Here is a 20,305-nt window from a genome sequence, read left to right as displayed (position 1 = left end):
CAGGCGCACTTTCCGTCAATGCCGGTTCGCTCGGCAACACGGGAGGTCATGTTGCGGCGCTGGGCGCGGACAGCCTCACGCTGGCGACGGTCGGCGTGCTGAACAATGGCGTGGGCGGCACCATCGGCGGCAATGGCAACGTAACCGTGCAGGCCGGACAGATCGCAAACGCGGGTTCGATCACGGCGGTGCAGTCACTGATTGCCAGCGCCGTGCAGACGCTGTTCAACAGTGGCACGCTGGCGGCGAATGGCAACGTCACGCTGTCCGCAGGTTCGACGCTGACGAACGCGAACACCATCGCGGCGGGTCATCTTGCAACACTGACGGCGGCGACATTCGACAACAGCCACGGCAACCTCGGTGCGGACCAGCTCGCGCTGCATGCGGCGAACCTCGTTAACCACGGCGGCAGCATCACGCAGACCGGCACAGGCGCGATGACCGTCGATGTAACCGGCACGCTCGACAATTCGGGCGGCACGCTGCAGACCAACAGTGACGGCCTGGCGCTCGGCCCCGCTGCGCTCATCAACGACGGCGGCACGATTGCCAGTTCCGGCACCGGCACGCTGTCGGTCGATACCGGAACACTGTCGAACAACGGCGGCACGATTGCGACGAATGGCGCACTCGATGTCCGCTCGGGTGTGGCTTCAAACCGGGGCGGCACGCTGGCCGCGCAGACGGGTGCGACGCTCCACGTTGCCTCACTGGACAACAGCGCGGGCGGCTATGTCGGCGCTCAGACCGTTTCGGTGTCGGACACAGGCGCGTTCAACAACGCAGGCGGCACGATCCAGGCGGACGACACGCTCTCCGTCTCGGCGCAGTCGGTTGCCAACGATGGCGGTTCCATCGCGAACGGCGGCACCGGTAAGACGACGGTTGTCGCCAGCGGTGTGGTCACGAACACGGCCGACGGCCTGATTGGTGGCAATGGCGACGTGTCGGTATCGGGTGGCAGCATCGGCAATGCGGGTGGCACGGTCACAGCGGGCGGCGCGGCCGCGGTGCAGTCCGGCAGCGTGCTCGACAACCGTGCAGGGCTGATCCAGGGTAGCGGCAACCTGATGGCGTCGGCGCAGGGCGCAATCGACAATACGGGCGGCCAGATCGAGGCGGATGCGACGGTAGACAAGCCTGCGGCAACGCTGGTCGTCACGGGCGCATCGCTCGACAACGCGAACGGTCGCATCGCGAACACCGGATCGGGTGCGACGACTGTGAGTGCTGCCACCATCACGAACAGCAATACGGGCGGCGTCGCTGGCGCAGGCACCATTGGCGGCAATGGTGACGTGACCGTGAACGCAGACACGCTGTCGAACACGAACGGCGCGCAGCTCGTGTCGGGCTACGACCTGATGCTGGACATTACGCAGCTCGCGGACAACACGAACGCAACGCTTTCGGGTGCAGGCAACGTCACGCTGAACGGCCCCAATGCAAGTGTCATCAATGCGGGTGGGTCGATCCACGGCAACGGTGCGATTGCGCTGAACGCGGCTTCGCTCGACAACACGTCGGGCCGGATCGGCAACGATCCCCCAGGGGGACTTCCTTCGGGGCGGGCGGGCAGAGGCGGCTCGGTATCCGTCAGTGCCGGCACGCTGGCGAACCAGAACGGCGTGATTGGCAGCGATCAGAACCTGAGCATCACGACGAACCAGCTTACGGGTGACGGCAGGATCATTGCCGGGAACGACGGTGCAGTGACGGTCAACAGCGATTACACGCTCACCGGCACCAACCGGATTCAGGCCAACCACAACCTGACGTTCACGACAGCAGGCACCTTCACGAACCAGGGCACGCTCGGCGCGGCGAACGCACTGACGGTGAACGCGGCGAACGTGGACAACCAGACCGGCGCGAACCTCAACTCGTCAGACACGACGGTCAATGCGGCGAATGCCATCACCAACGCAGGCCGCATCGAAGGCGATTCGGTGACGACGCACAGCGCGTCGCTGACCAACACCGAAACGATTGTCGGCAACACGGTCACGCTGAACGCCGGTTCCATCGCCAACATGGGCGCGGCGGCTGCCATTGCCGCGGCGTCGGCGGTCAACCTGTATGCATCGGGCGACATCTCCAATACGGGCGGTGCGAACATCTTCAGTCTCGGTGACATCAACATCGCTGCAGATGGCACGCGCGATGTGAACGGACTGCTCGCCAACCGCAGCCACTCCGTCACCAACGACCAGTCCACCATCGAGGCTCAGGGCAACGTCGAGGTCGCCACGCAGACGCTGACCAACACACGCCCCGCGCCCACCGTCGAGACGGTGACCACCGATGTCGATACGGTTCACCAGACCAAGCGCAGCAGGTACATGGCCTGCACGACGACAAACGCGGACAAGGGTTACTGTACGCAGGCAATGTGGGACGATGGCTACATTGCGCCGATCACCGCCACGTGGTCAGGGGCGGATGTCATGTCCCAGAACACCGGCCCCAATGCGACTGACAAGGTGCTGGTAGTGAACGTCAACGGCCAGCCGCAGACGATCTACTACAACACGCTGACGACCAACGCTGACGGCTCGATCACCGCCACTTACTGGGACGACTACGATCCGAACGTCAACTACGATCCCGGCACCGAATACGCATCGCGCAACGACGCCCACAAGGGGTATCAGCGGGTCGAGATCGCACGCGACACGACGACCACGACGCAGCAGGACCAGGTCACCGGGCAGCAGGCCCAACAGGCGCAGATCATGGCGGCCGGCAACATGCTACTTGCGAACGTCGGCACGCTGAACAATGAATACAGTGCGATCGGCGCGGGCGGATCCATCCAGATCGGCAGCGCACAGGCAGACGGCGATGTGGCAAGCGGCAACTACGGGGGCACCCTCGTCAACAACATCGGCCAGACGCTATACCAGTATCAGAAGCAGGACATCGTTTCGACCTACGCGTGGAACGAGAACATTTCGCGCGATGTGGGGACGGTGGTCGAGCCGTCGATTGTCCTGTCACCCGTTGCCATCGGCGGAACGGGCGGAACGATCATAGCGAACAACCCGGTGCAGATCAGCGCGACCGACATCAACAACACGAACGTTTCGGCGGCAAACTCCGCGACCGGCGCGACCGGCGGCACGCTCGGGGCGAATGGCACGGTGGGCGGCATCACCGGCACGGGTGCGCAGACGGTCAACCTCGCAACCGGCCAGACACAGACCATCAACGCACCACAGTCCATCGCCGGACCGGGTGGCGCGCTTGGTATCACGTTGCCGTCGAGCGGCCTGTATACGTTCAACACCGCACCCGGCGCGTCGTATCTGGTTGTCACCGATCCGCGACTGACCAGTTACACGAATTTCATATCGAGCGACTACATGCTGGGGGCGCTCGGCCTCGACCCTTCGAAGACCATCAAGCGGCTGGGCGATGGCGTGTACGAAGAACAGATGGTACGCAACCAGATCACGCAACTGACGGGACGCGTCTATCTGCAGGGCTACACGAGCAACGAAGACGAGTACCGCGCGCTGATGAACAACGGCGTGAACGTCGCGAAGGAATTCAACCTCGAACCGGGGCTGGCGCTGACTGCCGCGCAGATGGATGCGCTCACCAGCGATATCGTGTGGCTGGTGAACCAGACTGTCACGCTGCCGGACGGCACGACGCAAACGGTGCTGACGCCGGTCGTGTATCTGGCCCACGCCCACGCGAACGACCTGCAGCCGACCGGTGCACTGATTGCCGCCGATGATGTCGAGATTCGCGCCACCGGCAGCGCGACCAACTCGGGCGTCATCAAGGGCGGTACGCAGACCGTTGTTGCTGCGACCAATATCCTGAACCGGGGCGGCTCCATCGGTAGCGGTTCGGGCAGCAGCACGGACAACGGCACGACGGTTGTTTCGGCGACGAATGATGTGGTCAATGCATCGGGACGCATCACCGGCAACCGGGTTGCCGTGCTCGCGGGTCGTGACATCGTGAACACGACGCTGGTGGATACCGTTGGTGTCAGTTCGGCGGTCGGCAACAGCAAGGTCAGCCAGAGCCTGCTCGGCGCACAGGGCACGATTGCATCGACGGGTGATCTGCTTGTGGTGGCAGGTAATGACCTGACGGTTCATGGTGCGAGCATCGCGGCGGGCGGCAACGCGCAGATCGCGGCAGGGCACGACATTACCGTGGATACGGTGCGGTCGGACACGTCGCAGTCGGTCACGAAGAATGCGGACCATCATTGGGAAGCGTCCAGCACGATCAACCAGACCGGTGCAATCACGGCAGGCGGCAGTCTCGCGATGCAGAGCGGCAACGATACGACGCTCAAGGGGGCGACGGTCAGCGCGGGCGGCGACATGGCGGTTGTCGCGGGCGGCAACCTGACGGCAACGACCGTTACCAACACCGCGACCTACAACAATGTCGCAACCGACGACAGGACGCGCAAGCAGGCAGACCGCAGCTACGACGAACAGGCAGTGGGCTCGACCATTTCTGCTGGCGGCAATGCGACGCTCGCGGCCCTGAGCGCCGATCCGACAAAGGGCAACGTCACGCTCACCGGTTCGTCGCTGGCAGCAGGCCGTGGCGCGGCAACCATTGCGGCCACGGGCGACGTAAACATCAATGAAGGCCGTGAGGAACACGATTCGTACTCGGCGACCGAATCAAAGCGTGGCAGCTTTGTGCATGGCTCGACCACTGACACGATGCAGAACACGCAGGCGAACATCGGCGTTGGCAGTACCGTGTCGGGCGATATGGTAACGGTTAGCGCTGGCCGCGACCTGAACGTCAAAGGCTCGACCATCGCGGGCACGAATGACGTGAATCTGGCGGCAGCAGGCAACGTGAACATCACGACCTCGCAGGACACACAGAGCACATCGAGCTACTACCAGAAGCACGAGTCCGGCATCGGCACAGGCGGTGGGATCGGCATTTCGGTGGGCAGCAAGACGCAGACCGACACGGCCAGTACCACGCAGGTAACGAACACCGGCAGCACGGTCGGCTCGCTTGATGGCAGTCTGAACATCACCGCAGGCAAGGACTTGCACGTAACGGGTAGCGATCTGGTTGCGGCGCAGAATCTCACGGGCACCGGTGCGAACGTCACGATCGACTCTGCCGTCGATACGATGCACCACGACGAGACGCACAAGGTCAAACAGAGCGGCTTTACGCTCGCGATCAGGGCCCCGGTGATTGACGCGGTGTCCAACACGGTAGACCAGGCGCATGCGGCGAGCCATAGCCAGGATGATCGCGCGGCAGCACTGCACGGCATGGCGGCGGCGAGTGGCGCAATCGATTCGGTGGGTGCGGCTGGCGCTGCATTGGGCGCGCTCGCCAAGAACCAGAAGCCGGAAGCGAAGGTTGAACTCAGCTACGGCAGCAGCCACAGCAAGAGCACCTACACCGAGGACAGCACGACCAATCGCGGGTCAAGTGTCACGGCGGGCGGCACAGCCGCGTTCGTTGCGACCGGCGACGGCACGCCGGGAAGCGGCAACCTGACGATTGCAGGTGCGAACGTGAACGCGAATGACGTGATCCTGGGGGCAAGAAACCAGGTCAATCTCGTGAACACGACCGATACCGACTCGACGCGCAGCAGCAACGAGTCCAGCAGCGCGAGCGTGGGTATCTCCTATGGCAGGCAGGGCTTCGGTGTCGATGCGTCGATGTCGAAGGCGCACGGCAATGGCAACAGCGATGCCGCCATGCAGAACAACACGCATGTGACGGCGGCCAACACCGCGACGATCATTTCGGGTGGCGACACCAACATCGTCGGGTCGAACGTCAACGGTCGCCAGGTGAACGCCGATGTCGGCGGCAACCTGAACATCGCGAGCGTGCAGGACACGATGTCGAGCGCGGCGCATCAGGAGAGCACGGGCGGTGGATTTGCGATCGGCCAGGGCGGCGGCAGCGCGAGCTTCAGCCAGACGAATGCGAACGCGAACGGCAGCTATGCAGGTGTCAATGAGCAGGCCGGGATTCACGCGGGTACGGGTGGGTTTGATATTGATGTCCACGGCAACACCGATCTCAAGGGCGCTACCATAGCCAGTGACGCCACGCCGGAGAGGAACACGCTCAGCACTGGCACACTGTCCTTCTCGGACATGCAAAACAGTTCGAACTACGATGCGAAAAGCAGCGGATTCTCGGCCGGCGCTTCAATGGGTTTGCCGGACAAGGCGGTTGGACCGGCCTCGGTGCCAGACTCGGGCGGTATCACGCCGTCTCTTGGCCAGCACGACAGCGGCAGTGACAGCGCGACGACACGTAGCGGCGTGAGCACCGGTGCGATCAATATCACGGACACTGACCATCAGACGCAGGACGTGGCGAGCCTGAACCGCGACACGTCGGACACGAACGCCACGGTCGCGAAAGCGCCGGACCTGAACAACCTGCTGGAGCGGCAGGCCGACATGATGAGTGCGGCGAGCGCGGCCGGTCAGGCAGTGGCGACGCAGATCGGCAACTATGCGGACCGGCGTCTGCAGGAGGCTCGGGATGCGGGCGATCAGGCGGGCATTGCGGCGTGGGATGAGGGTGGGACTTACCGGATCGGGATGCACATTGCGGGAGGCGCGCTCACAGCGGGTCTGGGTGGTGGAGGCATCGGAAGTGCGGCGCAAGGCGCGGCGGGTGCGGGTGCGGGTATCGCAGCGTGGGCGGCGGGCGATCTGAACCGGCTGGCCAACGGCACGCGCGACGCGCTGGGTGGTGGCGATGCGGCGCAGATGGCAGGTAACGTGCTGTCCAATGTCGTGGCCGGTGCGGGCGGGTTCCTGATCGGCGGCACGACGGGCGCATTCACGGCGAGCAATGCGGACCTCTACAATCGAAGCACGGGCAACGGTGATGGCCAGGGAAGCACGGCTAATTCGGCTGTGGATACTGTCAGCAATTCCGCTGCCGGGGTTTGGAACGGTCTCGTTTCGATAGGCGAGATGATCGCAAATGCGCCGAACGGCGGCCCGTTTGCTTCGCCCGGCGATCCGGGGTATATCTCGGCGGATGGGTTGCGTTTGCCCTATACGGCGGGCGATCAGGTTGGGCCGGGCGTGGAGTTCCTTGCTGCGGCGCTGGCTACCAGGGGTGCAGGAAAGGGAGCGGCTGCTGAGGCAAAAGCGCTCTCGGAAGCGGAAGCGTTTGAAAGATCTCTGGTTAATCTGCCTCCCGGAGAGCGAGTCGCACAGGTAAAACAGACTGCGCAAGCTGTTGCTACTGACAATGGCTGGACCAAGGACTCGCAGCTCAGTCGCATAAATGGCCGGGATGTGTATCGGGCAGACGATGGAACCTTATATGCTGTTGATTCGCAGCATGGGCGCCTTGAGCAAGTCAACGGAAAAACCGGCGCACATATGGGAGAAGTGAGTATGCTTGATTTGCAACTCACCAAACCCGCGGATACGTCGGGACGACACGACCTTAAATTGAAATGATGACCTGGAAAAAGCTGATTGAGAGCGCCGACCCGGAAATGAAGCGAGGCACGTTGCTTCGTTTCGCTGCGGGGCAGCCATTCGAAAGTCATGTAGTAATGATGGTCTGCGAGGCCCCTGATAAGTCAGATCGACTTGGCCTAATAACGATCAGTGGTTATAAGGCTGGGATCAACTGCTATGTTGTGTTTCCAAAGGAAACCTCACCCTATCATGTGTCGACTCGATGGCTAATCGACAACTGGCAGCTTTGGGTTTGGCCAGATGGTGATGTCCACGAAGTTGAAGTTCACGAGCCACTAAATGCGTTAGAGATCGAATAACAATAGACCCGGCCGCGGCCGGGTCTATTGTTTGTGGAGTGGTTCAATCCGGCGTGATGACGAGCCTGCCGTGCTCGACCTGGATCCTTACGCGCTGGCCGGGCGGGAAGCCGGCCTGTTCAAGCCACATGCCGGCGATGCGCAGCCACGGAAAAAACCTTGGTGTTCGCCAGGGCCTGCCGGGTTTCGGTGCGGGTCGCCAGCGCATGAGTTCCTGGACGGTGGCGTGACGCTCGGGATGAGCGTGCAATGCATTAAGATTGGCGTCAGCCATATCAACTCCTTGTCTGAGTTGGTTGTGGTCAGCGGGTCGTGAGTGTTTGCAGCACTCACGGCCCGCGCTTCTTTAAAGGTTCTCTCCTTCAGCTCGTCATGAGCCGGGTCATCTGCGAACGCTTGACCAGGCTGTCCATCAGGACGATCAGCGCCTGCTGATCCTCATCGGATAACGAATCCATCTGTTCATACAGCGCGTGCAGCCGCGGATTGTGAATGCGCGGCGCGGTGAGCGGCTCAAGGCCGACCAGCGCATCCACACTGGATTGCAGGACCTGGGCGATACGCACAACCGCATCGAGTTGCGGCAGCGAGGCCCCGCGTTCCCATCGGTTGTAGACACGTCGGTCTACTTCCAGCAGCTCGGCCAGACGCGTCTGCGTCATCTGCCGAGCTTCCCGCGCCTGGCGCAGGCGAGCGGCGAACTGCTCCATATCGTTCTCACATAACCAGAGATGAAGTGACGCGGTCATTGTAAGAACCCCTCTTTAGCAGCTCGCCTGATTGCTATATTGTAGTCTCCTGTTGATGCTACTACAATGTCTATTGACAGGTTTTAGCCAGAAGGACGACTCATGCCGCGCATTCCCGAAACCGAGCTGGAGAGACTGAAGCGCGAAGTGTCGCTGGTGCGGCTGATCGAGTCGCAGGGGCACGAGCTGAAGAAGCGCGGCCGCGACTGGGTGATGCGCTGCGTGTTCCACGACGAGGACACGCCGAGCCTGTCAGTGTCGGAGGCGAAGAACGTTTATCACTGCTTCGGCTGCAACGCGTCGGGCACGGTGCTGGACTGGGTGATGAAAACCCAGGGCGTGAGCCTGCCGCATGCGGTGCAGTTACTGCGTAACGATGCGCCGCTTGCGGGTGCGGAGAAAGTGGGCGTGAACCGTTCGCAGGCGCGGCACCTGCCTTCGTTAGCCGCGGGTTCTGATGAAGCGGTGCTGCTGCGCGAAGTGGCCGACACGTATCACGCCACCCTGAAACAGAGCCCGGAGGCGCAGGCGTATCTGACGCAGCGCGGACTGGTTCACGGTGAACTGATTGATACGTTCCGGCTGGGCTATGCGAACAAGAGCCTCACGTACCGGTTGCCGCCGGGGTACTCGAAGGAAGGCCGTGACGTGCGCGCTAAGTTGCAGCGGGTTGGCGTGTATCGCGAAAGCGGACACGAGCACCTGAACGGTTGCCTGGTGGTGCCGGTGATCGATCTGGAATCGGGCGATGTGCGGCAGATGTACGGGCGGCGGATTGCGCCGGGTCACAAGATCCCGGCGGGTCAGCCGAAGCACCTGTATCTGTCGTTACCGCTCGCCGGTGTGTGGAACGAAGTGGCGCTGGTTGCCAGCCGCGAGGTGATCGTGTGCGAAGCGCTGATCGATGCACTGACGTTCTGGTGTGCGGGGTATCGCAACGTGATCGCGGCATTCGGGGTGAACGGGTTCACGCAGGACCATTGGGCGGTACTGAAACGGCACGGCACGCAGCGGGTGTGGATCGCATACGACCGTGATGACGCGGGCAACGCCGCAGCGGAAAAGCTCGGAACGGAGTTGCGCGAGTCGGGCATCGAGACATGGCGTGTGCTGTTCCCGAAGGGAATGGACGCGAACGATTACGCGCGGAAGGTTGCGCCGGCGGACAGGAGCCTGGGCGTGCTGTTGCAGCAGGCCGAGTGGATTGGCAAGGGCAAGCGGCCAGCCGTGACGGCGACAGTTGAGCAGATGGCGTCTGATGAAGTGAAGGACGTTGAACCTGTCTCCTCTTTAGCTGCTATTGCTGTGCCAGGCGAAGCGGTTACACCAGCCACAGCGATGGCAGCTAAAGAAGAGGTGCAGCCCGCGTCGACGGACGAGCTCGACGTGAAGCAGACAGAAGGCGGCGAACTGCTGTTCACGTTTGGCGAGCGCGTATGGCGTATCCGTGGCTGGCAAAAGAACCTTGGTCCAGAACAGATGCGGGTGAATGCGCAGGTGCGGCGCGGCGATGCGTACCACGTGGACACGCTCGATGTGTATAGCGCGAAGGCTCGCGCGGTGTATCTGAAAACGGCGGCGATTGAGCTCGGCAACCAGGAAGACACGCTCAAGCGCGATCTCGGGCGCGTGCTGCTGAAGCTGGAGACGTTGCAGGAAGAAGCGATCCGCGCGACGCTTGCGCCGAAAGAAAAAGGCGTGACGCTGGACGCTGTTGAACACGCGGCAGCGCTGGACTGGCTGAAGGCGCCGGACCTGATTGCGCGGCTGGAAGCGGATATGGCGCGCTGCGGTGTTGTAGGCGAAGCGACGAATCTGCTGGCCGGGTATCTGTCGGCGGTGTCACGCAAGCTCGATGCGCCGCTCGCGGTGCTGATTCAATCGAGCAGCGCGGCTGGCAAGAGTTCACTGATGGATGCAGTGCTTGACCTGATGCCGGACGAGGAACGCATCCAGTACAGCGCCATGACCGGACAGAGCCTGTTCTACCTGGGCGAGACGGACCTGCAACACAAGATTCTGGCGATTGCCGAAGAGGAAGGCGTGCGTCAGGCGGCGTATGCGCTGAAGCTGTTGCAAAGCGACGGTGAGCTCACGATTGCATCGACGGGCAAGGATGAGGCGACGGGCAACCTGGTGACGAAGCAGTACCGCGTAAAAGGTCCTGTGATGCTCATGCTCACGACGACCGCGATCGACGTCGACGAGGAATTGCTGAACCGGTGTCTGGTGCTGACGATCAACGAGAGCCGCGAGCAGACGCGCGAGATTCACGCACGGCAGCGGGCGAAACAGACGCTCGAAGGGTTGCTGGCCGAGACGGACAAACAGCACATCGTTGAACTGCACCGCAACGCGCAGCGGCTGCTGAAGCCGGTTCACGTGGTGAATCCGTATGCAGAGCAGTTGACGTTCATGGACGACAAGACGCGCATGCGGCGCGATCACATGAAGTACCTGACGCTGATCCGCTCGATCGCGCTGCTGCACCAGTACCAGCGGCCACACAGGACGGTCACGCATCGCGGCGAGGCGCTGACGTACATCGAAGTCACGAAGGCCGATATTGCGCTGGCGAACCGGATCGCACACGAGGTGCTGGGACGCACGCTCGATGAATTGCCGCCGCAGACGCGGCGGCTGCTGACGATGGTTCAGGCGTGGGTCAACGAGCGATGCACGGCGACGGCGCAGAAGCAGAACGAATTCCGTTTTACGCGGCGCGACGTGCGCGAGGCGACACGCTGGGGCGATACGCAACTGAAGGTGCACCTGGCGCGGCTGGTGGAGCTTGAGTATGTGCTGACGCATCGCGGACTGCGTGGGCTCACGCATGAATACGAGTTGCGCTATGACGGGGTGGACGATGGCCGGCCGCACCTGATGGGCCTGCTTGAGCTGCAAACACTCGACAACGATGCAAACCGGTCGGGGCAAAACGAAGAGCGGTCGGGGTCCGGTCGGGTGGTGGGCGGGGGCCGGTCGGAGGTGATCGATCAGGGTCAAGGCCATGCGGTGCAAGGCATGGAGGCGGAACCGGTCGGGGTGAACGCAAACGCGTATATCGGAGAAAAGACGTGTGCCCCTTCTTTAGCCCGCGTTGTTGAGGGTGTGAATCATGGGTAAGCGCAAGTCAGTCGCGCCGCTGCCGGTGATCGGCCCGGTGAATGATCCGCAAAGCCTGTATTACCAGATGCGGCAGTACCTTGAATGGCAGCGGGTGCGCAACTACAGCGAGCGCACCGTGGAGAACCGCGAAAACAATCTGCGCCTGTTCATTACGTGGTGCGACGAGCGCGGCGTGACGCAGCCGCAGGAAGTGACGCGACCGATCCTCGAGCGGTATCAGCGGTATCTGTTCCTGTATCGCAAGCCCAACGGCGAAGCGCTCTCGGGTGGCAGTCAGGTAAAGCGGCTTGAGCCGATACGAGGCTGGTTCCGGTGGCTGATCCGCCATAACCGGATACTGGGCAATCCGGCGGCTGACCTGGAAATGCCGCGCGTGGAGAAGCGTCTGCCCAAGCACATCCTGAGTGCGGAGGAAGCCGAGCGGATTCTGAATGTGCCCGATGTGACGAGCGCGATGGGCTTGCGTGATCGGGCAATGCTGGAAACGCTCTACAGCACGGGCGTGCGGCGCTCGGAGCTCGTCGCGCTGAAGGTTCACGATATCGACCATGATCGCGGCACGCTGATGGTTCGCCAGGGCAAGGGCAAGCGCGACCGGCTGATTCCGATCGGCGCGCGTGCGCTGGCGTGGATCAGGAAGTATTTAAACGAGGCGCGTCCGCAGCTCATGCTGGGAGACGATGACCGGACGCTGTATCTGACGATCCAGGGCGAAGCGGTTCATATCAACACGTTGGGGCGGCTGGTGAACGGCTACATCAAGCAGTCGGGGCTTGAGAAAAGCGGTTCATGTCACCTGTTCCGTCACACGATGGCGACGCTGATGCTGGAGAACGGGGCCGATGTGCGGTTCGTGCAGGCGATGCTCGGACATGCTGACCTGAAGACGACGCAGATCTATACGCATGTGGCGATAGGGGCGCTGAAAGAGATCCACACGGCGACGCACCCGGCGCGACTGGAGCGTATGAGCGGCGTGCAACAGGAAAAGGTCACGCGGCTACGAAAGCACGAATACAGCGAGTTCAGCCGGAACATGTTCGGGATGGCGGAGGCACGAAAGCCGTTGGCCGAGGCGACGGTGGCCAACGACACGCCGGATAGAAGTGAAGAGTGATAGAGAGGAATGGAGGTGAAAGCGATGGCGAAGACGGTAGCAGAAAGACAGGCGGCATACAGGGCGAAGCGGTTACAGGCATGTGCTGATGGCAATGGCGAGCGGCGGCTGAATGTGTGGGTGAGCACGGGCGTTGCGCTGGGACTTGAGCGGCTCGCGCGCCGTTACGGCGTAACGAAACGGGACATGCTGGAGCGACTGGTGAAGACGGAAGACGATCGCGTGCTTGCGGGGATTGAACTCGACACACCGGAATGGGACGCGTACTTCGGTGCCCAGACCGGCATGCGCGTGACGGGCGGATAACGATCAGGCAATGATGGGCGTTACGCGGTAACGTCCATCGACACGAAAGCGGCCGGGACGCATCGGCAGGAAGTGAAGAACGTAAAAGGCAAGCGCGGCCTTGCGGCCGGAAACCTGGGGGGCCGGGGGTAAATGGGCCTGGGGCCCATTTAACATAACCGCTGGGAAATTAGCACCGTTTGGCGGGCCGTCATCGCGCCATGCGTTGCCTCTGCCGGCCCGCCAAACGGTGCTAATTTGCGTTATGTCTGGCGCCCCCGGCCCGCCGGGTGCGCGAGGCGCACACCAGTAAGTCAGGGCCATAAAACCGGCCAGAAACCTGGCGTACAAACAAAGCCAGGCATGGCGCTACGCGCAAGAACAAGTCAGGGGCCGCGCCGCGGCCTGTCATGGTGTGAACCCCGCCCACCCCGCTGTCTGCTGCGCTCGGGCTGCGGCCGCAAGCGGCCTCCGCTCCGTGCTCGCAGCCTGCCTCCCCGTCTGCCCCCAAGGGGCTCCCCGAATGTGCCGTTACTGCGTAACGGAAAACAACCCCCCACACAAAAGCAAAAGCGTGCTTCGCATGCGGTGCAAGCCGCCGAGTCGTCTTGCACCGCATGTCCGAGCGTGTCAAACCGGTGGCCGTCAAGGCCAAGCCCTACGGGCGCTGCGCGGCCTTGACGGGGTTAGCGCCTTAAAAACATCCGCGAAATACGGTGCCTCGCGTTCAGCGTGGACGCAACACGACGGCCCAGTTCCGCCGGGTTTGCCGTCGCACTGCGTGCGCCGTCAAACCCGGCGGGATGAAGTTAGTTCGTGATGCGATGTAATTGAGATGGGAGGAATGTGTCCTCTGGCAGACTCGCGTCTTTAGACCAGAACCCGCGTCGGGGCAAAAAATTGCAGGCTCAGATCCGTGTCAGGCGAAATCCGTTTGCAAGTGGTTATTGCGTCGGGGCAAAACCGTTCTCGACAACGGAGTTCGTGTCGGGAGTTGGCAACTGGGATGAGGGTGGGACTTACCGGATCGGGATGCACATTGCGGGAGGCGCGCTCACAGCGGGTCTGGGTGGTGGAGGCATCGGAAGTGCGGCGCAAGGCGCGGCGGGTGCGGGTGCGGGTATCGCAGCGTGGGCGGCGGGCGATCTGAACCGGCTGGCCAACGGCACGCGCGACGCGCTGGGTGGTGGCGATGCGGCGCAGATGGCAGGTAACGTGCTGTCCAATGTCGTGGCCGGTGCGGGCGGGTTCCTGATCGGCGGCACGACGGGCGCATTCACGGCGAGCAATGCGGACCTCTACAATCGAAGCACGGGCAACGGTGATGGCCAGGGAAGCACGGCTAATTCGGCTGTGGATACTGTCAGCAATTCCGCTGCCGGGGTTTGGAACGGTCTCGTTTCGATAGGCGAGATGATCGCAAATGCGCCGAACGGCGGCCCGTTTGCTTCGCCCGGCGATCCGGGGTATATCTCGGCGGATGGGTTGCGTTTGCCCTATACGGCGGGCGATCAGGTTGGGCCGGGCGTGGAGTTCCTTGCTGCGGCGCTGGCTACCAGGGGTGCAGGAAAGGGAGCGGCTGCTGAGGCAAAAGCGCTCTCGGAAGCGGAAGCGTTTGAAAGATCTCTGGTTAATCTGCCTCCCGGAGAGCGAGTCGCACAGGTAAAACAGACTGCGCAAGCTGTTGCTACTGACAATGGCTGGACCAAGGACTCGCAGCTCAGTCGCATAAATGGCCGGGATGTGTATCGGGCAGACGATGGAACCTTATATGCTGTTGATTCGCAGCATGGGCGCCTTGAGCAAGTCAACGGAAAAACCGGCGCACATATGGGAGAAGTGAGTATGCTTGATTTGCAACTCACCAAACCCGCGGATACGTCGGGACGACACGACCTTAAATTGAAATGATGACCTGGAAAAAGCTGATTGAGAGCGCCGACCCGGAAATGAAGCGAGGCACGTTGCTTCGTTTCGCTGCGGGGCAGCCATTCGAAAGTCATGTAGTAATGATGGTCTGCGAGGCCCCTGATAAGTCAGATCGACTTGGCCTAATAACGATCAGTGGTTATAAGGCTGGGATCAACTGCTATGTTGTGTTTCCAAAGGAAACCTCACCCTATCATGTGTCGACTCGATGGCTAATCGACAACTGGCAGCTTTGGGTTTGGCCAGATGGTGATGTCCACGAAGTTGAAGTTCACGAGCCACTAAATGCGTTAGAGATCGAATAACAATAGACCCGGCCGCGGCCGGGTCTATTGTTTGTGGAGTGGTTCAATCCGGCGTGATGACGAGCCTGCCGTGCTCGACCTGGATCCTTACGCGCTGGCCGGGCGGGAAGCCGGCCTGTTCAAGCCACATGCCGGCGATGCGCAGCCACGGAAAAAACCTTGGTGTTCGCCAGGGCCTGCCGGGTTTCGGTGCGGGTCGCCAGCGCATGAGTTCCTGGACGGTGGCGTGACGCTCGGGATGAGCGTGCAATGCATTAAGATTGGCGTCAGCCATATCAACTCCTTGTCTGAGTTGGTTGTGGTCAGCGGGTCGTGAGTGTTTGCAGCACTCACGGCCCGCGCTTCTTTAAAGGTTCTCTCCTTCAGCTCGTCATGAGCCGGGTCATCTGCGAACGCTTGACCAGGCTGTCCATCAGGACGATCAGCGCCTGCTGATCCTCATCGGATAACGAATCCATCTGTTCATACAGCGCGTGCAGCCGCGGATTGTGAATGCGCGGCGCGGTGAGCGGCTCAAGGCCGACCAGCGCATCCACACTGGATTGCAGGACCTGGGCGATACGCACAACCGCATCGAGTTGCGGCAGCGAGGCCCCGCGTTCCCATCGGTTGTAGACACGTCGGTCTACTTCCAGCAGCTCGGCCAGACGCGTCTGCGTCATCTGCCGAGCTTCCCGCGCCTGGCGCAGGCGAGCGGCGAACTGCTCCATATCGTTCTCACATAACCAGAGATGAAGTGACGCGGTCATTGTAAGAACCCCTCTTTAGCAGCTCGCCTGATTGCTATATTGTAGTCTCCTGTTGATGCTACTACAATGTCTATTGACAGGTTTTAGCCAGAAGGACGACTCATGCCGCGCATTCCCGAAACCGAGCTGGAGAGACTGAAGCGCGAAGTGTCGCTGGTGCGGCTGATCGAGTCGCAGGGGCACGAGCTGAAGAAGCGCGGCCGCGACTGGGTGATGCGCTGCGTGTTCCACGACGAGGACACGCCGAGCCTGTCAGTGTCGGAGGCGAAGAACGTTTATCACTGCTTCGGCTGCAACGCGTCGGGCACGGTGCTGGACTGGGTGATGAAAACCCAGGGCGTGAGCCTGCCGCATGCGGTGCAGTTACTGCGTAACGATGCGCCGCTTGCGGGTGCGGAGAAAGTGGGCGTGAACCGTTCGCAGGCGCGGCACCTGCCTTCGTTAGCCGCGGGTTCTGATGAAGCGGTGCTGCTGCGCGAAGTGGCCGACACGTATCACGCCACCCTGAAACAGAGCCCGGAGGCGCAGGCGTATCTGACGCAGCGCGGACTGGTTCACGGTGAACTGATTGATACGTTCCGGCTGGGCTATGCGAACAAGAGCCTCACGTACCGGTTGCCGCCGGGGTACTCGAAGGAAGGCCGTGACGTGCGCGCTAAGTTGCAGCGGGTTGGCGTGTATCGCGAAAGCGGACACGAGCACCTGAACGGTTGCCTGGTGGTGCCGGTGATCGATCTGGAATCGGGCGATGTGCGGCAGATGTACGGGCGGCGGATTGCGCCGGGTCACAAGATCCCGGCGGGTCAGCCGAAGCACCTGTATCTGTCGTTACCGCTCGCCGGTGTGTGGAACGAAGTGGCGCTGGTTGCCAGCCGCGAGGTGATCGTGTGCGAAGCGCTGATCGATGCACTGACGTTCTGGTGTGCGGGGTATCGCAACGTGATCGCGGCATTCGGGGTGAACGGGTTCACGCAGGACCATTGGGCGGTACTGAAACGGCACGGCACGCAGCGGGTGTGGATCGCATACGACCGTGATGACGCGGGCAACGCCGCAGCGGAAAAGCTCGGAACGGAGTTGCGCGAGTCGGGCATCGAGACATGGCGTGTGCTGTTCCCGAAGGGAATGGACGCGAACGATTACGCGCGGAAGGTTGCGCCGGCGGACAGGAGCCTGGGCGTGCTGTTGCAGCAGGCCGAGTGGATTGGCAAGGGCAAGCGGCCAGCCGTGACGGCGACAGTTGAGCAGATGGCGTCTGATGAAGTGAAGGACGTTGAACCTGTCTCCTCTTTAGCTGCTATTGCTGTGCCAGGCGAAGCGGTTACACCAGCCACAGCGATGGCAGCTAAAGAAGAGGTGCAGCCCGCGTCGACGGACGAGCTCGACGTGAAGCAGACAGAAGGCGGCGAACTGCTGTTCACGTTTGGCGAGCGCGTATGGCGTATCCGTGGCTGGCAAAAGAACCTTGGTCCAGAACAGATGCGGGTGAATGCGCAGGTGCGGCGCGGCGATGCGTACCACGTGGACACGCTCGATGTGTATAGCGCGAAGGCTCGCGCGGTGTATCTGAAAACGGCGGCGATTGAGCTCGGCAACCAGGAAGACACGCTCAAGCGCGATCTCGGGCGCGTGCTGCTGAAGCTGGAGACGTTGCAGGAAGAAGCGATCCGCGCGACGCTTGCGCCGAAAGAAAAAGGCGTGACGCTGGACGCTGTTGAACACGCGGCAGCGCTGGACTGGCTGAAGGCGCCGGACCTGATTGCGCGGCTGGAAGCGGATATGGCGCGCTGCGGTGTTGTAGGCGAAGCGACGAATCTGCTGGCCGGGTATCTGTCGGCGGTGTCACGCAAGCTCGATGCGCCGCTCGCGGTGCTGATTCAATCGAGCAGCGCGGCTGGCAAGAGTTCACTGATGGATGCAGTGCTTGACCTGATGCCGGACGAGGAACGCATCCAGTACAGCGCCATGACCGGACAGAGCCTGTTCTACCTGGGCGAGACGGACCTGCAACACAAGATTCTGGCGATTGCCGAAGAGGAAGGCGTGCGTCAGGCGGCGTATGCGCTGAAGCTGTTGCAAAGCGACGGTGAGCTCACGATTGCATCGACGGGCAAGGATGAGGCGACGGGCAACCTGGTGACGAAGCAGTACCGCGTAAAAGGTCCTGTGATGCTCATGCTCACGACGACCGCGATCGACGTCGACGAGGAATTGCTGAACCGGTGTCTGGTGCTGACGATCAACGAGAGCCGCGAGCAGACGCGCGAGATTCACGCACGGCAGCGGGCGAAACAGACGCTCGAAGGGTTGCTGGCCGAGACGGACAAACAGCACATCGTTGAACTGCACCGCAACGCGCAGCGGCTGCTGAAGCCGGTTCACGTGGTGAATCCGTATGCAGAGCAGTTGACGTTCATGGACGACAAGACGCGCATGCGGCGCGATCACATGAAGTACCTGACGCTGATCCGCTCGATCGCGCTGCTGCACCAGTACCAGCGGCCACACAGGACGGTCACGCATCGCGGCGAGGCGCTGACGTACATCGAAGTCACGAAGGCCGATATTGCGCTGGCGAACCGGATCGCACACGAGGTGCTGGGACGCACGCTCGATGAATTGCCGCCGCAGACGCGGCGGCTGCTGACGATGGTTCAGGCGTGGGTCAACGAGCGATGCACGGCGACGGCGCAGAAGCAGAACGAATTCCGTTTTACGCGGCGCGACGTGCGCGAGGCGACACGCTGGGGCGATACGCAACTGAAGGTGCACCTGGCGCGGCTGGTGGAGCTTGAGTATGTGCTGACGCATCGCGGACTGCGTGGGCTCACGCATGAATACGAGTTGCGCTATGACGGGGTGGACGATGGCCGGCCGCACCTGATGGGCCTGCTTGAGCTGCAAACACTCGACAACGATGCAAACCGGTCGGGGCAAAACGAAGAGCGGTCGGGGTCCGGTCGGGTGGTGGGCGGGGGCCGGTCGGAGGTGATCGATCAGGGTCAAGGCCATGCGGTGCAAGGCATGGAGGCGGAACCGGTCGGGGTGAACGCAAACGCGTATATCGGAGAAAAGACGTGTGCCCCTTCTTTAGCCCGCGTTGTTGAGGGTGTGAATCATGGGTAAGCGCAAGTCAGTCGCGCCGCTGCCGGTGATCGGCCCGGTGAATGATCCGCAAAGCCTGTATTACCAGATGCGGCAGTACCTTGAATGGCAGCGGGTGCGCAACTACAGCGAGCGCACCGTGGAGAACCGCGAAAACAATCTGCGCCTGTTCATTACGTGGTGCGACGAGCGCGGCGTGACGCAGCCGCAGGAAGTGACGCGACCGATCCTCGAGCGGTATCAGCGGTATCTGTTCCTGTATCGCAAGCCCAACGGCGAAGCGCTCTCGGGTGGCAGTCAGGTAAAGCGGCTTGAGCCGATACGAGGCTGGTTCCGGTGGCTGATCCGCCATAACCGGATACTGGGCAATCCGGCGGCTGACCTGGAAATGCCGCGCGTGGAGAAGCGTCTGCCCAAGCACATCCTGAGTGCGGAGGAAGCCGAGCGGATTCTGAATGTGCCCGATGTGACGAGCGCGATGGGCTTGCGTGATCGGGCAATGCTGGAAACGCTCTACAGCACGGGCGTGCGGCGCTCGGAGCTCGTCGCGCTGAAGGTTCACGATATCGACCATGATCGCGGCACGCTGATGGTTCGCCAGGGCAAGGGCAAGCGCGACCGGCTGATTCCGATCGGCGCGCGTGCGCTGGCGTGGATCAGGAAGTATTTAAACGAGGCGCGTCCGCAGCTCATGCTGGGAGACGATGACCGGACGCTGTATCTGACGATCCAGGGCGAAGCGGTTCATATCAACACGTTGGGGCGGCTGGTGAACGGCTACATCAAGCAGTCGGGGCTTGAGAAAAGCGGTTCATGTCACCTGTTCCGTCACACGATGGCGACGCTGATGCTGGAGAACGGGGCCGATGTGCGGTTCGTGCAGGCGATGCTCGGACATGCTGACCTGAAGACGACGCAGATCTATACGCATGTGGCGATAGGGGCGCTGAAAGAGATCCACACGGCGACGCACCCGGCGCGACTGGAGCGTATGAGCGGCGTGCAACAGGAAAAGGTCACGCGGCTACGAAAGCACGAATACAGCGAGTTCAGCCGGAACATGTTCGGGATGGCGGAGGCACGAAAGCCGTTGGCCGAGGCGACGGTGGCCAACGACACGCCGGATAGAAGTGAAGAGTGATAGAGAG

At 62.0% G+C, this 20,305-nt stretch carries 13 protein-coding genes; 9 read left to right on the top strand and 4 right to left on the bottom strand.

The genetic code is table 11. From position 1 onward, the window contains the following. The first annotated feature begins 95 nt into the window (after nt 1-95). A complete protein-coding gene (locus tag P3T22_RS16900) occupies nt 96-7,466 on the top strand; it encodes a hemagglutinin repeat-containing protein (protein ID WP_429325517.1) in 7,371 nt (2,456 codons plus the stop codon). Continuing rightward, the gene (gene imm45 / locus P3T22_RS16895) at nt 7,463-7,789 is read left to right on the top strand and encodes an Imm45 family immunity protein (RefSeq protein ID WP_408248286.1); all 327 of its coding nucleotides are present in this window, start codon (nt 7,463-7,465) and stop codon (nt 7,787-7,789) included. The genes P3T22_RS16900 and imm45 (P3T22_RS16895) overlap by 4 nt, the downstream gene beginning before the upstream one ends. A 43-nt stretch (nt 7,790-7,832) precedes the next feature. On the opposite strand, the gene P3T22_RS16890 is transcribed toward imm45 (P3T22_RS16895), so the two are convergent. Both P3T22_RS16890 and P3T22_RS16885 read right to left on the bottom strand, forming a co-directional pair. Beyond that, entirely contained in the window at nt 7,833-8,063 is a 231-nt protein-coding gene (locus P3T22_RS16890) for a SymE family type I addiction module toxin (RefSeq protein WP_253958587.1), read from the bottom strand. 88 nt (nt 8,064-8,151) lie between these two features. Further along, on the bottom strand, nt 8,152-8,499 hold the full coding sequence (locus P3T22_RS16885) for a helix-turn-helix transcriptional regulator (protein WP_429325515.1): 348 nt from the start codon (nt 8,497-8,499) through the stop codon (nt 8,152-8,154). Nucleotides 8,500-8,640: 141 nt separating this feature from the next. Between P3T22_RS16885 and P3T22_RS16880 the strand changes: the two genes are divergently transcribed. The 5 genes from P3T22_RS16880 (at nt 8,641) to imm45 (P3T22_RS16860) (ending at nt 15,303) form a co-directional block, all read left to right on the top strand. Next, nucleotides 8,641-11,664, top strand: a complete 3,024-nt coding sequence (locus P3T22_RS16880) for a CHC2 zinc finger domain-containing protein (protein WP_429325514.1) — start codon at nt 8,641-8,643, stop codon at nt 11,662-11,664. Continuing rightward, nucleotides 11,657-12,784 carry a site-specific tyrosine recombinase XerC gene (gene xerC / locus P3T22_RS16875; RefSeq protein ID WP_429325513.1) on the top strand — a complete coding sequence of 376 codons (1,128 nt, stop codon included), beginning with the start codon at nt 11,657-11,659 and terminating at the stop codon, nt 12,782-12,784. The genes P3T22_RS16880 and xerC (P3T22_RS16875) overlap by 8 nt, the downstream gene beginning before the upstream one ends. Nucleotides 12,785-12,808: 24 nt before the next feature. Then, the gene (locus P3T22_RS16870) at nt 12,809-13,090 is read left to right on the top strand and encodes a hypothetical protein (protein WP_429325512.1); all 282 of its coding nucleotides are present in this window, start codon (nt 12,809-12,811) and stop codon (nt 13,088-13,090) included. Nucleotides 13,091-14,272: 1,182 nt separating this feature from the next. Beyond that, complete coding sequence (locus P3T22_RS16865) at nt 14,273-14,980, top strand: hypothetical protein (protein ID WP_429325516.1); 708 nt, start codon at nt 14,273-14,275, stop codon at nt 14,978-14,980. Next, nucleotides 14,977-15,303, top strand: coding sequence for an Imm45 family immunity protein (gene imm45 / locus P3T22_RS16860; RefSeq protein ID WP_408248286.1), 327 nt, complete (start codon nt 14,977-14,979; stop codon nt 15,301-15,303). The genes P3T22_RS16865 and imm45 (P3T22_RS16860) overlap by 4 nt, the downstream gene beginning before the upstream one ends. Nucleotides 15,304-15,346: 43 nt before the next feature. Here imm45 (P3T22_RS16860) and P3T22_RS16855 read toward each other — a convergent pair whose 3' ends face one another. Continuing rightward, nucleotides 15,347-15,577, bottom strand: coding sequence for a SymE family type I addiction module toxin (locus P3T22_RS16855; RefSeq protein ID WP_253958587.1), 231 nt, complete (start codon nt 15,575-15,577; stop codon nt 15,347-15,349). Between the two features lie 88 nt (nt 15,578-15,665). Then, nucleotides 15,666-16,013, bottom strand: coding sequence for a helix-turn-helix transcriptional regulator (locus P3T22_RS16850; protein ID WP_429325515.1), 348 nt, complete (start codon nt 16,011-16,013; stop codon nt 15,666-15,668). 141 nt (nt 16,014-16,154) lie between these two features. On the opposite strand from P3T22_RS16850, the gene P3T22_RS16845 reads away from it, so the two are divergent. Both P3T22_RS16845 and xerC (P3T22_RS16840) read left to right on the top strand, forming a co-directional pair. Then, on the top strand, nt 16,155-19,178 hold the full coding sequence (locus P3T22_RS16845; protein WP_429325514.1) for a CHC2 zinc finger domain-containing protein: 3,024 nt from the start codon (nt 16,155-16,157) through the stop codon (nt 19,176-19,178). Further along, entirely contained in the window at nt 19,171-20,298 is a 1,128-nt protein-coding gene (gene xerC, locus P3T22_RS16840) for a site-specific tyrosine recombinase XerC (RefSeq protein ID WP_429325513.1), read from the top strand. The genes P3T22_RS16845 and xerC (P3T22_RS16840) overlap by 8 nt, the downstream gene beginning before the upstream one ends. Nucleotides 20,299-20,305 lie beyond the last annotated feature (7 nt).

The sequence above is a fragment of the Paraburkholderia sp. GAS348 genome, assembly GCF_050434205.1.
In the GTDB taxonomy this organism is placed as follows: domain Bacteria; phylum Pseudomonadota; class Gammaproteobacteria; order Burkholderiales; family Burkholderiaceae; genus Paraburkholderia.
The sequence above is the reverse complement of the archived record's forward strand: the minus strand, read 5'-3'. Positions and strand labels throughout refer to the sequence as shown.